This is a genomic window from Serratia sp. CY56464 (assembly GCF_052168435.1).
Lineage (GTDB): Bacteria > Pseudomonadota > Gammaproteobacteria > Enterobacterales > Enterobacteriaceae > Serratia > Serratia marcescens.
Genome location: NZ_JBJNMV010000001.1, coordinates 2,406,973 through 2,420,752, shown reverse-complemented (window position 1 = coordinate 2,420,752; position 13,780 = coordinate 2,406,973). Strand labels below are relative to the sequence as shown.

10 protein-coding genes, 6 tRNA genes and 3 other RNA genes are annotated in these 13,780 nt (G+C 58.3%); 16 read left to right on the top strand and 3 right to left on the bottom strand.

The features are described 5' to 3' along the window. The first annotated feature begins 39 nt into the window (after positions 1–39). The 14 genes from tolB to pnuC all read left to right on the top strand — a co-directional run bounded on the left by tolB (position 40) and on the right by pnuC (position 6,256). Entirely contained in the window at positions 40–1,332 is a 1,293-nt protein-coding gene (tolB, locus tag ACJ8KE_RS11825; RefSeq protein ID WP_004939856.1) for a Tol-Pal system beta propeller repeat protein TolB, read from the top strand. A gap of 44 nt (positions 1,333–1,376) precedes the next feature. Then, positions 1,377–1,892, top strand: coding sequence for a peptidoglycan-associated lipoprotein Pal (gene pal / locus ACJ8KE_RS11820; protein ID WP_004939853.1), 516 nt, complete (start codon positions 1,377–1,379; stop codon positions 1,890–1,892). A gap of 9 nt (positions 1,893–1,901) precedes the next feature. Then, a complete protein-coding gene (gene cpoB / locus ACJ8KE_RS11815) occupies positions 1,902–2,696 on the top strand; it encodes a cell division protein CpoB (protein WP_004939852.1) in 795 nt (264 codons plus the stop codon). A 178-nt stretch (positions 2,697–2,874) separates the two neighbouring features. Next, a tRNA-Lys gene (locus tag ACJ8KE_RS11810) sits at positions 2,875–2,950 on the top strand. 131 nt (positions 2,951–3,081) lie between these two features. Then, a tRNA-Val gene (locus tag ACJ8KE_RS11805) sits at positions 3,082–3,157 on the top strand. A gap of 7 nt (positions 3,158–3,164) precedes the next feature. Next, a tRNA-Lys gene (locus tag ACJ8KE_RS11800) sits at positions 3,165–3,240 on the top strand. Positions 3,241–3,255: 15 nt separating this feature from the next. Next, positions 3,256–3,380, top strand: a non-coding RNA gene (locus ACJ8KE_RS11795) — RtT sRNA. A 152-nt stretch (positions 3,381–3,532) separates the two neighbouring features. After that, positions 3,533–3,608: transfer RNA gene (locus ACJ8KE_RS11790), tRNA-Lys, on the top strand. Between the two features lie 13 nt (positions 3,609–3,621). Further along, positions 3,622–3,744: non-coding RNA, RtT sRNA (locus tag ACJ8KE_RS11785), on the top strand. A 45-nt stretch (positions 3,745–3,789) separates the two neighbouring features. Beyond that, a tRNA-Val gene (locus ACJ8KE_RS11780) sits at positions 3,790–3,865 on the top strand. 6 nt (positions 3,866–3,871) lie between these two features. After that, a tRNA-Lys gene (locus ACJ8KE_RS11775) sits at positions 3,872–3,947 on the top strand. 74 nt (positions 3,948–4,021) lie between these two features. Continuing rightward, positions 4,022–4,135, top strand: a non-coding RNA gene (locus ACJ8KE_RS11770) — RtT sRNA. 313 nt (positions 4,136–4,448) lie between these two features. After that, the gene (gene nadA, locus ACJ8KE_RS11765; protein ID WP_015376982.1) at positions 4,449–5,510 is read left to right on the top strand and encodes a quinolinate synthase NadA; all 1,062 of its coding nucleotides are present in this window, start codon (positions 4,449–4,451) and stop codon (positions 5,508–5,510) included. 20 nt (positions 5,511–5,530) lie between these two features. After that, complete coding sequence (gene pnuC, locus ACJ8KE_RS11760; RefSeq protein ID WP_016928721.1) at positions 5,531–6,256, top strand: nicotinamide riboside transporter PnuC; 726 nt, start codon at positions 5,531–5,533, stop codon at positions 6,254–6,256. 35 nt (positions 6,257–6,291) lie between these two features. On the opposite strand, the gene zitB is transcribed toward pnuC, so the two are convergent. From zitB to ACJ8KE_RS11745, 3 genes are read right to left on the bottom strand one after another with little or no spacing between them, the layout of a single operon-like run. Next, entirely contained in the window at positions 6,292–7,254 is a 963-nt protein-coding gene (gene zitB, locus ACJ8KE_RS11755; protein ID WP_028127667.1) for a CDF family zinc transporter ZitB, read from the bottom strand. After that, on the bottom strand, positions 7,254–10,454 hold the full coding sequence (locus ACJ8KE_RS11750; protein ID WP_116403653.1) for an ATP-binding protein: 3,201 nt from the start codon (positions 10,452–10,454) through the stop codon (positions 7,254–7,256). Before ACJ8KE_RS11750 ends, zitB begins: the two co-directional genes overlap by 1 nt. Beyond that, positions 10,451–11,056: a response regulator gene (locus ACJ8KE_RS11745; protein ID WP_028127666.1), complete on the bottom strand. Its 606-nt coding sequence runs from the start codon at positions 11,054–11,056 to the stop codon at positions 10,451–10,453. The genes ACJ8KE_RS11750 and ACJ8KE_RS11745 overlap by 4 nt, the downstream gene beginning before the upstream one ends. 212 nt (positions 11,057–11,268) lie before the next feature. On the opposite strand from ACJ8KE_RS11745, the gene aroG reads away from it, so the two are divergent. Together aroG and ACJ8KE_RS11735 are read left to right on the top strand one after the other, a co-directional pair. Continuing rightward, a complete protein-coding gene (aroG, locus tag ACJ8KE_RS11740; RefSeq protein ID WP_016928717.1) occupies positions 11,269–12,321 on the top strand; it encodes a 3-deoxy-7-phosphoheptulonate synthase AroG in 1,053 nt (350 codons plus the stop codon). A gap of 267 nt (positions 12,322–12,588) precedes the next feature. Further along, positions 12,589–13,779: a YjgN family protein gene (locus tag ACJ8KE_RS11735; RefSeq protein WP_016928716.1), complete on the top strand. Its 1,191-nt coding sequence runs from the start codon at positions 12,589–12,591 to the stop codon at positions 13,777–13,779. Position 13,780 lies beyond the last annotated feature (1 nt).

The following is a 13,780-nucleotide window of genomic DNA, read 5'->3' as shown; positions in this document are numbered from 1 at the left end:
AATTTATCGCAGGCATCCCGCCTGGATAAGGGAGATGAGATGAAGCAGGCATTTCGAGTAGCGCTAGGTTTTTTAATTCTGTGGGCGTCCGTGTTGCACGCGGAAGTTCGCATTGAAATCACCCAAGGGGTCGACTCCGCTCGTCCGATTGGCGTGGTGCCGTTTAAGTGGGCGGGTCCAGGCACGCCGCCGGAAGATATCGGCAAGATTGTCGGCGCGGATCTGCGCAACAGCGGCAAATTCAACCCGATCGACGTGGCGCGCATGCCGCAGCAACCGACTTCCGCGTCTGAAGTGACGCCGGCGGCCTGGACTGCATTGGGCATCGACGCCGTGGTTGTCGGCCAGGTTCAGCCTGGCGCCGACGGCAGCTACCTGATCTCCTACCAGTTGGTGGACACCTCGGGTTCGCCGGGCACCGTATTGGCGCAGAACCAGTATAAAGTGACCAAACAGTGGTTGCGTTATTCTGCGCATACCGCCAGCGACGAAGTGTTCGAGAAGCTGACCGGCATCAAGGGCGCGTTCCGCACCCGTATCGCCTACGTGGTGCAGACCAACGGCGGGAAATTCCCGTACGAGCTGCGCGTAGCGGATTACGACGGTTACAACCAGTTCACGGTGCACCGTTCGCCTGAGCCGCTGATGTCGCCGGCCTGGTCGCCGGACGGCAGCAAACTGGCTTACGTGACCTTCGAGAGCGGCCGTTCCGCGCTGGTGGTGCAAACCCTGGCTAACGGCGCCATCCGCCAGATCGCTTCGTTCCCGCGCCACAACGGTGCGCCGGCGTTCTCGCCGGACGGCAGCAAGCTGGCCTTCGCGCTGTCCAAGAGCGGCAGCCTGAACCTGTACGTGATGAACCTCGGCTCCGGCCAGATCACGCAGCTGACCGATGGCCGCAACAACAACACCGAACCGACCTGGTTCCCGGATGGCCAGTCTCTGGCGTTTACCTCCGACCAGGGCGGGCGTCCGCAGATTTATAAAATCAGCGCCAGCGGCGGTGCCGCACAGCGTCTGACATGGGAAGGCTCTCAGAACCAGGATTCTGAAGTCAGCTCCGACGGTAAATTCCTGGTGATGGTGAGCACCAACAGTGGTGCACAACACATCGCCAAACAAGATCTTGGATCGGGCGCCGTTCAGGTTTTGACCGGCACCTTCCTGGATGAAACGCCTAGTATTGCGCCAAACGGCACCATGGTGATCTATAGCTCCACGCAAGGTATGGGCTCCGTGCTGCAGTTGGTGTCAACTGATGGGCGTTTCAAAGCGCGTCTTCCGGCAACTGATGGACAGGTCAAATTCCCTGCCTGGTCGCCGTATCTGTGATGCATGTGTAAATATGTATGGCAAACTATAAAAGGATCAAAGAAATGCAACTGAACAAAGTGCTGAAAGGGCTTCTGCTGGCACTGCCAGTTCTGGCTGTAGCAGCTTGTAGTTCTAACAAAAGCGCGAACAACGACCAATCTGGTATGGGCGCTGGCGCCGGCACTGGTATGGAAAACGGCAGCAGCAACCTGTCTTCCGAAGAACAAGCTCGTCTGCAGATGCAAGAACTGCAGAAGAACAACATCGTTTACTTCGGCCTGGACAAGTATGACGTAAGCTCCGAATTCGCTCAGATGCTGGACGCGCACGCTGCATTCCTGCGTAACAACCCGTCTTACAAAGTGACCGTTGAAGGCCACGCTGACGAACGCGGCACGCCGGAATACAACATCGCTCTGGGTGAGCGTCGTGCTAACGCCGTTAAAATGTACCTGCAGGGTAAAGGCGTTTCCGCTGACCAGATCTCTATCGTTTCTTACGGTAAAGAAAAACCAGCAGTACTGGGCCACGACGAAGCGGCTTATGCTAAAAACCGTCGTGCCGTTCTGGTTTACTAAGAGAATCGCATGAACAGTAACTTCAGACGTCACCTGTTGAGTCTGTCGTTACTGGTTGGCGTAGCGGCCCCTTGGGCCGCTACTGCCCAAGCGCCAATCAGTAATGTCGGCTCCGGCTCGGTCGAAGACCGTGTCACCTCGCTTGAGCGCATCAGCAATGCTCAAGGCCAGCTTTTAAACCAACTCCAGCAGCAACTCTCTGACAATCAACGCGACATTGATTCTCTCCGTGGGCAAATCCAGGAAAGCCAGTATCAGTTGAATCAGGTCGTTGAACGCCAGAAGCAAATCTATCAACAGATGGATAGCCTCAGCCAGGGCGGCGCTCAGAGCGCCTCTGCGGCAGCGGGCGCTGCCGGCGGGGCAGCCGCAGGCGCATCTTCCGATGCGGGCAGCAGCGCGCCTGCAGCCGCTTCTGCAACGCCGAGCGGCGGTGATGAGAACAGCGACTACAACGCCGCTGTTTCTCTGGCGCTGGAAAAAAAACAGTATGACCAGGCGATTTCCGCCTTTCAGTCCTTCGTAAAACAGTACCCGAAGTCTACTTACCAGCCCAATGCCAACTATTGGCTGGGCCAGTTGTTCTACAACAAGGGTAAAAAAGACGATGCGGCCTACTATTTTGCGGTGGTGGTGAAGAATTATGCTAAATCACCGAAGGCGCCGGACGCCATGTACAAGGTGGGTATCATCATGCAGGAAAAAGGGCAGGCTGATAAAGCCAAGGCCGTGTTCCAGCAGGTGATTAAACAATACCCAACCAGTGCGGCGGCCAAGCAGGCGAAAAGTCGCGTAGGCGGTTAACGGCTAGAAAAATGAGCCCAGAAGTTAGTCGATTTGACCGATTTCTGGGCTCATTCGCGTGAAGAACAAGCAGTTGAACGCATCGGTAAAAAATTTAGGTTGCGCTGCCAAGATAAATTAGTAATATATGCCGCCGTTGCCAAGACATCTTGCAAGATGTTAAAGCGGCAGGGAAATTGGGTCGTTAGCTCAGTTGGTAGAGCAGTTGACTTTTAATCAATTGGTCGCAGGTTCGAATCCTGCACGACCCACCAATTTTGAAGCAAGAAATGAAGTGGAATCGGGAAGGATAACATCACGAAGTGATGGCCCGTCAGGGCGAGGCCAAAGGCCGAGTCATCCTGCACGACCCACCAATTTCTGAAGTAGCAGTAACCACAACAGTGGGTGATTAGCTCAGTTGGTAGAGCATCTCCTTTACACGGAGGGGGTCGGCGGTTCGAGCCCGTCATCACCCACCACTGTTATGGGTCGTTAGCTCAGTTGGTAGAGCAGTTGACTTTTAATCAATTGGTCGCAGGTTCGAATCCTGCACGACCCACCATTCTTTAAGAATGGCTGCGACAGAGAATCGTAAAGGATGAGAACCGTAAAGGTTCGAGTCTCGCGAAGCGAGACAACATCACTCCGGTGATGGCCCGCAAGGGCGAGGCCAAAGGCCGAGTTATCCTGCACGACCCACCATTCTTTAAGAATGGCAGCTTCAGAATCGGTTTGATGTGGCAAAGTAAAGGTCCGAGTCGAGTACCCGTCGAGTTGTCCTGAACATCCCCATCCTTGTTTTCCGCGAGTCGGTTCCAATAACCTATTCGCCATCAGCAGTAAACCACATCAGTGGGTCGTTAGCTCAGTTGGTAGAGCAGTTGACTTTTAATCAATTGGTCGCAGGTTCGAATCCTGCACGACCCACCACTCTTTAATAGAGCAAGGTGTTAAATCGTCAGGATGAGAACCGTAAAGGTTCGAGTCTCGCGAAGCGAGACAACATCACTCCGGTGATGGCCCGAAGGGCGAGGCCAAAGGCCGAGTTATCCTGCACGATCCACCACGCTTTGAGTGGACAAGATGTGAAAAATAGCAGTACCACAGCAGTGGGTGATTAGCTCAGTTGGTAGAGCATCTCCTTTACACGGAGGGGGTCGGCGGTTCGAGCCCGTCATCACCCACCACACTGCGGGTCGTTAGCTCAGTTGGTAGAGCAGTTGACTTTTAATCAATTGGTCGCAGGTTCGAATCCTGCACGACCCACCAATTCAGAAAAAAGCGCCTTTGGGCGCTTTTTTCGTTTCTGTAACATCCAAACCTGACCTCATCTTCTCGCTAACATGGTCACCGAGTCGTGCGGGTGAGATCCTGCGCTCAGGTTCAGAGATACGACAACGCGCAGCGTTGCCCGCAGGGTGAGGCCACAGGCCGAATCAATCCTGCACGACCCACCCATTCAGAAAAAGCGCCTTTTATCGCATCCGCATCACCGCAATCTGAATCCGCTGCTTTCTCGTTTCAACAACACACCGATCGTCATCCCGCGCTTTTCTGAACGGCTATACGTTCTCGCCAAGCGGTTATCCGCTGTGAACTGCGCGGGCAATGCCTGTGTTTTTAATCTATTAAACAATAGGTGCGCAAAATTGAAAATATCAGCGGACTTTTCGCGCTGATTTAGGTATTTTGTTTAGTATATAAAACGAAGGGCGTTGCGGCAGGCAATATTCAAGCGGCAGGCGCCCAGCCTAGCATGAGATTGCAGCGATGAGTGAAATGTTTGATGTCAATGCGGCGGTGTATCCCTTCCCGCCTAAACCGGTACCGCTGGACGTAGCCGAAAAAGCCTTTTATCGCGAAAAGATCAAAACCCTGCTCAAGCAGCGCAACGCGGTGATGGTCGCCCACTATTATACCGATCCGGAAATCCAGGCGCTGGCGGAAGAAACCGGCGGCTGCGTGGCGGATTCGCTGGAAATGGCACGCTTCGGCAGCGCGCATCCGGCTTCCACGCTGTTGGTGGCCGGCGTGCGTTTCATGGGGGAAACCGCCAAGATCCTCAGCCCGGAAAAGCAGGTGCTGATGCCGACGCTGTTTGCCGAATGTTCGCTGGATCTGGGCTGCCCGGAAGAGGAATTTCATGCGTTTTGCGACAGCCATCCCGATCGCACTGTGGTGGTCTATGCGAATACCTCGGCGGCGGTCAAAGCGCGCGCTGACTGGGTGGTGACCTCCAGCATCGCCGTCGAACTGATCGAGCATCTGGATAGCCTGGGCGAGAAAATTATCTGGGCGCCGGATCGTCATCTCGGCAGCTACGTGCAGAAGCAGACCGGCGCTGACGTGTTGTGTTGGCAAGGCGCCTGCATTGTCCATGACGAGTTTAAGACCCAGGCGCTGCGGCGCATGAAGGCGCTCTATCCGCAGGCGGCCATCCTGGTACATCCCGAATCGCCTCAGGCGGTGGTCGAGCTGGCGGATGCGGTGGGATCGACCAGCCAACTGATTCAGGCGGCGAAAACATTGCCGCATCAACAGCTGATCGTCGCCACCGATCGCGGTATCTTTTACAAGATGCAGCAGGCTTGTCCGGACAAGGAGCTGTTCGAAGCGCCGACCGCCGGGGAAGGCGCGACCTGCCGCAGCTGCGCGCATTGCCCGTGGATGGCGATGAATGGCCTGAAGGCGATTGCCGAAGGGCTGGAGCAGGGGGGCGCGCAGCATGAGATCCACGTGGACGCCGCGCTGCGTGAAAAGGCGCTGGTGCCGCTGAACCGCATGCTGGATTTCGCCGCTCAGCTTAAGATGCAGGTTAAAGGCAACGCTTAACCGTTTAAAAGGATGACCTCATGAGCTTCTTCAGTACCAGCAATATTCTGGTGCATATTCCGCTTGGCGCGGGCGGTTACGATCTGTCGTGGATCGAAGCCATCGGCACACTGTTCGGGTTGCTGTGCATCTGGTACGCCAGCAAGGAAAAAATCATCAACTACCTGTTCGGCCTGATCAACGTCACGCTGTTCGCGGTGATTTTCTTCCAGATCCAGCTGTACGCCAGCCTGCTGCTGCAGCTGTTTTTCTTCGGCGCCAATATTTACGGTTGGTATGCCTGGAGCCGCCAAACCCAGGATAATCAGGCCGAGCTGCAGATCCGCTGGCTGCCGCTGCCGAAAGCGTTGGCCTGGGCGGCGGTTTGCGTCATCGGCATCGGCCTGATGACCTTCAACATCGACCGCGTGTTCGCCTGGCTGACGCAGATTGCGGTGGCGGTGATGCAAGGGCTGGGGCTGAACGTGCAGATGCCGACGCTGCAGCCGGACGCGTTCCCGTTCTGGGATTCGGCGATGATGGTGCTCTCCATCGTGGCGATGATCCTGATGACGCGCAAGTACGTGGAAAACTGGCTGCTGTGGGTGGTTATCGATGTCATCAGCGTGGCGATCTTCGCCTACCAGGGCGTGTACGCGATGGCGCTGGAGTATGTCATTCTGACGCTGATCGCCCTGAACGGCTCCTGGCTGTGGATCAAGAGCGCCGGGCGCAACCGTTCCAATCCGCTCTCTTCCGCACCGTAACAACGCAGAGGGCGCCGTGATGGCGCCCTCGTGGCTTAGTGGTGATGCCCCAGATGGGAATGCGCTTCGGCATGTGAGTGTTCACTCGGCTCCGGTGCCCGGTTGATACCGCAGTCCGGCGTCTCGCAGTGCCGGTACTCCATCTGAATGGTCACGTGGCCGATCTTGTAGTGTTCCAACAGATAAGCCTGGATACGTTGCAACAGCCCATCGTGGTCATGCGGCGGGATCACCTGCGCATGCAGCGTCATCAGCTTCTGTTCGCCGATCTGCCAGACGTGTACGTGGTGGATATTGCGCACTTCCGGGATGTTCAGGCACAGGTCTTTTTGCAGCTTGGCGATGTCGACCTCCTGCGGCGTGCCTTCCAGCAGCTCGTGGAAGCTCTCCTTCAGCAGCCGCCAGGCGCTGCGCAGCACCAGACAGGAGACCAGCACCGACAGGATCGGGTCAATCGGCGTCCAGCCGGTGGCGAGAATGACGATGGCGGCGACGATGGCGCCCACCGAGCCGAGCAGGTCGCCCAACACATGCAGCGCGGCCGCCCTCACGTTGATATTTTTCTCTTCGCTGCCGCGATGCAGCAGCCAGAAGGCGAACAGGTTCGCCAGCAGCCCCGCTATGGCGATGATCAGCATCGGAGTACCCATCACCGGCTGTGGTTCGAAGAAACGCCGTATCGCCTCCCACAGGATGAATACCACGATCACCAGTAGCGCCGCGGCGTTGAGGAAGGCCGCCAGGGTGGTCAGGCGCAGATAGCCGAAGGTGTGGCGCGCGTTGGGCTTGCGCTGGGAAAAGTGCACCGCCATCAGCGCCACCAACAGCGCGGCGGCATCGGTCAGCATGTGCCCGGCGTCGGCCAACAGCGCCAGCGAGCCGGACAATAGGCCGCCGGCCACTTCGGCCACCATAAAGACGGCGGTGACTAAAAAAGCGGTCAGTAGGCGTTTACTATTACTGTCTTTCGGCAGGTGTACGTGTGGAGTGTCCGACATTATTCATCCTTATGCATAGCGAAAGTGGGGGCGGCGGCGAGCAGAGCGTCCAGCTCCGGTTCTATCTGCGCCACTGACGCCTTTAATTTAGTATAAGCGGCGGCGGCAAGTTCGCCCCGACGTGCGGTTTCCACCAGTTGCTGGCACAGCCGCGCGGCTTCCGGCAACTGCAGCATCAGCAGGCTGCCCTTGATGCGGTGTGCCGCCTGTTCCAGGCGTGGCCAGTCGCTCGCGGCGACGGCATCCGCGAGCCGCTGCCGGTCTTGCCGCAGCGTGTCGTTGAGCGTCTGCGCCAGCCGCTGCATCATGGCGCGATCGCCGCCCGCCATCTCAGCCAGCGTTTGCCGTAGGTCAGTAAGGACTGACTTTTCTTCCTGAGCCTGCGGTTGCTGAGTCAATACCTGGCCGATTGCCGCCAGTGAAATCGGCTTGGTCAGGAAGTGGTCGATCGCCACCAGGCCCGGCGGGATGCGGGTAAACTCCTGCACGTCTGCCGAGCAGAGCACGATGCGGCAAGGCGGGCGCTGCAGCCGCTGTTCGTCGCGCCGGATCAGCCTGGCCAGCGTCAGTCCGTCCGGGCGCGGCATGTTATAGTCGATAAACAGCAGATCGAACGGCTGCCGGCGCTGGGCCTGCAGCAGCGCATAGCCTTGTTCAAAGCGGGCCGGCTGCAGCCCGAAGTGGCGCAGCTGGCGTTCCAGCAGCAACAGATTGGTGGGATGATCGTCGATCAGCGCGGTACGCATGGCGGAAGACGGCAGATCAAAGCTACGCTCTGCCGGGGCGACAGCCGGCGGCGCGCCGCTCAGCTCGACCGGTATCGCGACCTCGACGCGTGTACCGACGCCCGGCTGCGAGTGCAACGCGATGCGGCCGCCCATCTGTTCGACGATTTCTTTGCAGATCGACAGGCCCAAACCGGTTCCTTGCACCGAGATGCGTTGCGCGCCGCGCGCGCGGTAAAACGGTTGAAACAGCTTGCCTACCTCATCGGCGGCGATGCCGCAGCCGCTGTCGTTCACTGTCAGATGCAATTCCCCCTGCCGTTCATCCTGCGCGCGCCAGCCGACTTCGACCTGAATGGCACCGCGCGGCGTGAACTTTATCGCGTTGTTTATCAGGTTGTTAGCCACCTGAAGTAAACGCTCACCATCAATGACCACCGCCTCCGGCAGCGCCAGATCCGCCACCACGCTCAGCGTCAACGGCCGATCGCCGATCAGCGGTCGGTAAAGGGCGTCGATGCGCGCGACCCAGGGGCGCAGCGCCACCGGTTTTGGCGCCAACGTCAACGACCCGGTTTCCAACCGCGCGTGATCCTGCAGGTCGTTGAGCAGGTTGAGCAGCGATGAGGCCGAACTGTAAATCACCGGCAGGCCTTCCGGCGCAGGTTGGCGTTTGAGCTCCAGTTCCAGCAGGCCGAGGATGGCGTGCATCGGCGTGCGCAGTTCATGGCTGACGGTGGCGAGGAATTTGCTCTTCATGCGATTTTCCGCTTCGGCGCGGCGGCGCGCCTGCTCGAGCTCTTCGCGTTCGCGTTTTTCACGGCGCTGCAGCATGAAACGGCGCAGAGTCAGCGCCAACAGCAGCACGGTAGCGGCGGCCAACAGCGCCAGCAGCCAGGTGGTCTGCGGCGGCATGCGGTTGTCGTTCACCGCGTCGATCAGGTTGCTGCGATCGACGATCCACTCGTCGCGCAGCGATTGCAGGGTATCCGCCGGGATCTGCATCAGGTTCTTATCGAGGATCGCCAGCAGCAGCGGCTGATCGCGGCGCACGCCGAAAGCCACCGGATAGGGGATGTTGTTGGCGGCGAAGGCCAGCTTGATGGCGCCGGAATAGCGCGACAGCGCCAAAAAGTTGGCGGAGATGACGTTATCCACCAGCGCATCCAGCTGGCCGTTGGCCAGCGCGTCGTACATCGACTTGCTGTCGGCGAAGCTGACGGTCTGTTCCTGCTCCGGCACCAGCCCCTGCGCCAAATCGCCCTGCAGCACGCCGATGCGCTTGCCGGCCAGATCGCCCCAGGTCGAGACGCCGTTGGCATACTGGCCGACGTAAACGCCCCACAGCGAACGGTGGATCGGCATGCTGGCGCTGTAGCGCGCCTTGACGCCGCGCGCCAGCGGCAGGGCGGCGCGGAAGCTGGCCTGGCCGGATTGCACCAGCTGATCGGCCTGCTCGGCGTTGCGCGCCCACAGCGGCGCGAAACGCAGCCCGGTGTTTTGCGCGATGATGTTGAGAATATCGATGGCGTAGCCGCGCGGCTGGCCGTCGGAGCCGCGGTAGGCGAACGGGAAATTGTTCTCGATGGCGGCGTAGTAAACCACGCGGTGGCTCGCCACCCAATTCTTCTCCATCGTCGTCAGATCGGCATTGCCGGTATCGAGGTAGCTGGGGATCTTTTTGCTCCAGCGGCTCTGCAGGGCATTCATCAGCTCCATCGGCGCGTCGGCGATGGCGGTGTCCAGCGTATCTATCAGCCGCGGGTCGGCGGCGGCGAACACGAAGGACAGGTTGCCCAGGTTCTCGTTGCTTTCAATCTGATAGAGCTGGCCGAGCTGCAACTGGTCGATGATAAAGCTGGCGCTGGCCTCGTCGGCGATAAAGTAGTCGCTGCTGCCGTTGAGCAGCGAATAGACCGCCTGCAGGTTGTTGTCGTAGCGCTGGATCTGCGACGCCACCGCCTGCAGGGCGCCGCCGGACTGCATGTCGGTCAGCGCGCCGATCGCGACGCGGGCATTGGCGGAGTTGAGCATCACCGGCCGATCGTTGCTGCGGTCGCGCAATACGCGCAGGTTGCTGACGTAATAGGGCTGAGAGATCGCCAATCCGTGCAGCGCTTCACTTTGCGGGATGCCATACAGCAGATCGATTTTGCCGTCGTGCAGCGCCTGCTCCAGCTGCGTCAGATCGGCGAAGCCGTAAATGGCGAAGCGAATGCCGGTTACCTGCTGGATATAGCCGAGGTAGTCGGCGTTCAGCCCATACAGATCGTCATCCACAATGATGTTGTACGGGCTGGTGTTCTCACTGATGATGCCGACGCGCAGCGTGTGGTCGCGCCAGGGGTTTTTCTCGCCGACGATCAGCATGTTCTCGGGGGTATTCAGATTGCTGACCAGCTGATAGCGCACCGGCTCCCCCGCCTGCGCCAGGCCGCACCACAGGATCAGCAGCAGCAGGGCGCGGCGCATCATGGCGCCAGCTCTTTAAATACCGCCACCAGCTCCAGCAGATTACCGGCGCCGGTTTTGCGCTGGATGTTTTTCTTATGCGTGCTGACGGTCTTGTTGCTGATGTGCAGCCGGTCGGCGATCTGCAGGTTGGACAGCCCCTGGCTCAGCAAACCCAGCACCTCGAGCTCCTTGGGCGTGAGCAGCCCGCCGTCCGCCGTCGGCGCTTCTTCGGCCAGCGCGGCGGCGGGGAAACTGGCTTCACCGTCCAGCACCTGCTCGATCGCCAGCACCAACTCCGCCAGCGAGCTGCCTTTATTGACGAAACCGTCGGCGCCGGCGGCATGCGCCATGCGCGCATACACATCGGCCTCTTGCGCGGTATAGATCAGGATCTTTTGTTGCGGGTAGCGGCGGCGGATTTTTTTCAACAGCTGCAGCCCATCGACCTGCGGCAGGCCGATATCCAGGATCACCAGGCCGAAAGCGGCCTCGGCCAGCAGAGCCAACGCCTGGACGTCGTCCTGCGCCGCCTGCAGGCGGTAGGGGCGGGATGATTTCATTAGCGCCGCTTCCAGTGCGACATGAACCACCGGGTGGTCATCAACTAATAACAGAGAAGGCATGTTCAACTCGGGTCGCTTTATATTCCGATCGCTAGCATAGCGAAAAAGGAGGCTCTGCGCTCCCCTGATGAAACAGCACAATCTGCTGTTAATTTGGCGGTTCCAGCGGAGGGGGGCAAAGGTGATTTACAGCGCCATTCCCACAGGCTAGATTGTTGGGATCTACACCGTTACGCACTGCGAAATACCCCTCGATACCGAATGGAAAAGCTATGAATTACCAAAACGACGATTTACGCATTAATGATATTAAGGAACTCCTGCCGCCGGTGGCTCTGCTGGAGAAATTCCCGGCTACCGAACGCGCGGCAAAGACGGTGTCCCAGGCCCGCAGCGCGATTCACAATATCCTCCGCGGCAGCGACGATCGCCTGCTGGTGGTGATTGGCCCTTGCTCCATCCACGATACCCAAGCCGCCAAAGAATACGCGGGGCGCCTGCTGGCGCTGCGTGAAGAACTGAGCGGCGAGCTGGAAGTGGTGATGCGCGTATACTTCGAAAAACCGCGCACCACCGTGGGCTGGAAAGGCCTGATCAACGATCCGCAGATGGACAACAGCTTCAACATCAACGACGGCCTGCGCCTGGCGCGCAAACTGCTGGTGGAGATCAACGACAGCGGTCTGCCGGCCGCCGGCGAATTCCTCGACATGATCACGCCGCAGTACCTGGCGGATCTGATGAGCTGGGGCGCCATCGGCGCGCGCACCACGGAATCGCAGGTGCACCGCGAGCTGGCCTCCGGCCTCTCGTGCCCGGTCGGTTTCAAGAATGGCACCGACGGCACCATCAAGGTGGCGATCGACGCCATCAACGCCGCCGGCGCGCCTCACTGCTTCCTGTCGGTGACCAAGTGGGGTCACTCGGCGATCGTTAATACCAGCGGCAACGGCGACTGCCACATTATTCTGCGCGGCGGCAAAGAGCCGAACTACAGCGCGGCGCACGTGAAGGACGTCAAAGCCGGCCTGAGCAAAGCCGGGCTGCCTGCGCAGGTGATGATCGACTTCAGCCACGCCAACAGCAGCAAACAGTTCAAAAAGCAGATGGACGTGAGCGCTGACGTTTGCGGGCAGATTAGCGGCGGTGAAAAAGCGATCATCGGCGTGATGATCGAAAGTCACCTGGTGGAAGGTAACCAGAACCTCGAAAGCGGCGAACCGCTGGTTTACGGCAAGAGCGTGACCGACGGCTGCATCGGCTGGCAGGACACCGAAACCGTGCTGCGCGATCTGGCGGCGGCGGTGAAAGCGCGCCGCGGATAACCGCAAACAATGACAAGGGCCCGATAACGGGCCCTTGTTTTATCCTTGCCATTACACTTCTCTATATTCCACGACTTTAAGGCTTACAGTTAATAGGCCAATTAAGTCCTTAAGCGACCCTCTTCGCATTATTCCTATTTAAGAAAAGAATAATTGTCACTACTCGCGGCATTGTGCTTATATAAGACGCTTTTTTTATTCCATAAACCCCGCAGGCCTAATAAGTGGGGAGTGGTATGACCTTATTCCTTTCAGGATGAAAGAATTATGACAAACAATACCTCGCAGCCGCTGGGGCTGCACCGGATTAAATTCCATGGGAAAGGTGGTGAGTACTTCGCTATTTGGTTAGTCAATGCATTATTGACCGCCCTGACCCTGGGCATCTATTCCGCCTGGGCGACGGTGCGCCGTCGCCGCTATTTTTACGGCAACACGGAATTGGACGGCGATCGTTTCGACTACCATGCACAACCGCTGCAAATTCTGAAAGGGCGGCTGTTGGTGATCGGCGGCATCATCGTGTTTTATATCTTGCTGATGATAACACCCCTGCTGGGGCTGCTGGCTTTGCTGGTGTTGCTTGCCCTGCTGCCGTGGATCGTTATCCGCAGCTGGCGCTACAATGCGATTATGTCGAGCTATCGCGGCGTGCGTTTTAATTATGTCTGCCGCACCGGGCGCGCCTATTGGGCTTTACTGTTCTGCCCGTTATTGCTGATTATCGGGCTGTATGTCGGTCTGATCATCTTGCTCGGCATTGGCAGCGGTCTTGGCAGCATCAACGCCATCGCTTTTATGCTGGTGCTGACGCTGATTTTGGCCGTGCCGGCATTTGCGGCGGTAAACGGCATTATTAGCGCACTGCAGCATGATTTGTACGTTAATAACCTGTTTTTCGGAAAGACACCGTTTATTGCCGAACTGAAGAAATCGGCCTTTATCAAATTTGCCTTGATTGGCCTGCTCATATTCCTGCCGTTCATGTTGGTCGCGCTGGTGTGCATCGGTTCGTTCTTCCTTACCCTCTATCAGATGGTGTTGATGGGCATGTTAACCAATGAAGCCATTGATGTGCTGGTGCTGGATAATATCAGCAGCCTTCTGCTGATGATGGTGGTGCTGCTAATTGGCGCGCTGGTGGCCAGCAGCTACCAGGTCGTTGCCCAGCGCAACTATCTGTTTAACCAGGCAAGGCTGAACGGCGACATCAAGCTGCATTCCTCAATGAAAACGCTGCCGTATATGGGACTGTTGATCACCAATACCCTGATTACCCTGTTCTCGCTCGGTTTGGCGGCGCCGGTGGCGGAAGTGCGTCATGCCCGTTATCTGGCGGCCTGCACGGCGGTTGAAGGCGATCTGGCGCTGCTGGACATTACGGCGCATCAGGAAACCGCCAACAGCGCGGTGGCCGAAGAAGCGCTGCAGGCGCTGGATCTGGGCGGCAACTTCTGAG

Coding starts and splice junctions, on each gene's coding strand:
- tolB (WP_004939856.1), top strand. CDS start 40: ATGAAGCAGGCATTTCGAGTAGCGCTAGGTTTTTTAATTCTGTGGGCG.
- pal (WP_004939853.1), top strand. CDS start 1,377: ATGCAACTGAACAAAGTGCTGAAAGGGCTTCTGCTGGCACTGCCAGTT.
- cpoB (WP_004939852.1), top strand. CDS start 1,902: ATGAACAGTAACTTCAGACGTCACCTGTTGAGTCTGTCGTTACTGGTT.
- nadA (WP_015376982.1), top strand. CDS start 4,449: ATGAGTGAAATGTTTGATGTCAATGCGGCGGTGTATCCCTTCCCGCCT.
- pnuC (WP_016928721.1), top strand. CDS start 5,531: ATGAGCTTCTTCAGTACCAGCAATATTCTGGTGCATATTCCGCTTGGC.
- zitB (WP_028127667.1), bottom strand. CDS start 7,254: ATGTCGGACACTCCACACGTACACCTGCCGAAAGACAGTAATAGTAAA.
- ACJ8KE_RS11750 (WP_116403653.1), bottom strand. CDS start 10,454: ATGATGCGCCGCGCCCTGCTGCTGCTGATCCTGTGGTGCGGCCTGGCG.
- ACJ8KE_RS11745 (WP_028127666.1), bottom strand. CDS start 11,056: ATGCCTTCTCTGTTATTAGTTGATGACCACCCGGTGGTTCATGTCGCA.
- aroG (WP_016928717.1), top strand. CDS start 11,269: ATGAATTACCAAAACGACGATTTACGCATTAATGATATTAAGGAACTC.
- ACJ8KE_RS11735 (WP_016928716.1), top strand. CDS start 12,589: ATGACAAACAATACCTCGCAGCCGCTGGGGCTGCACCGGATTAAATTC.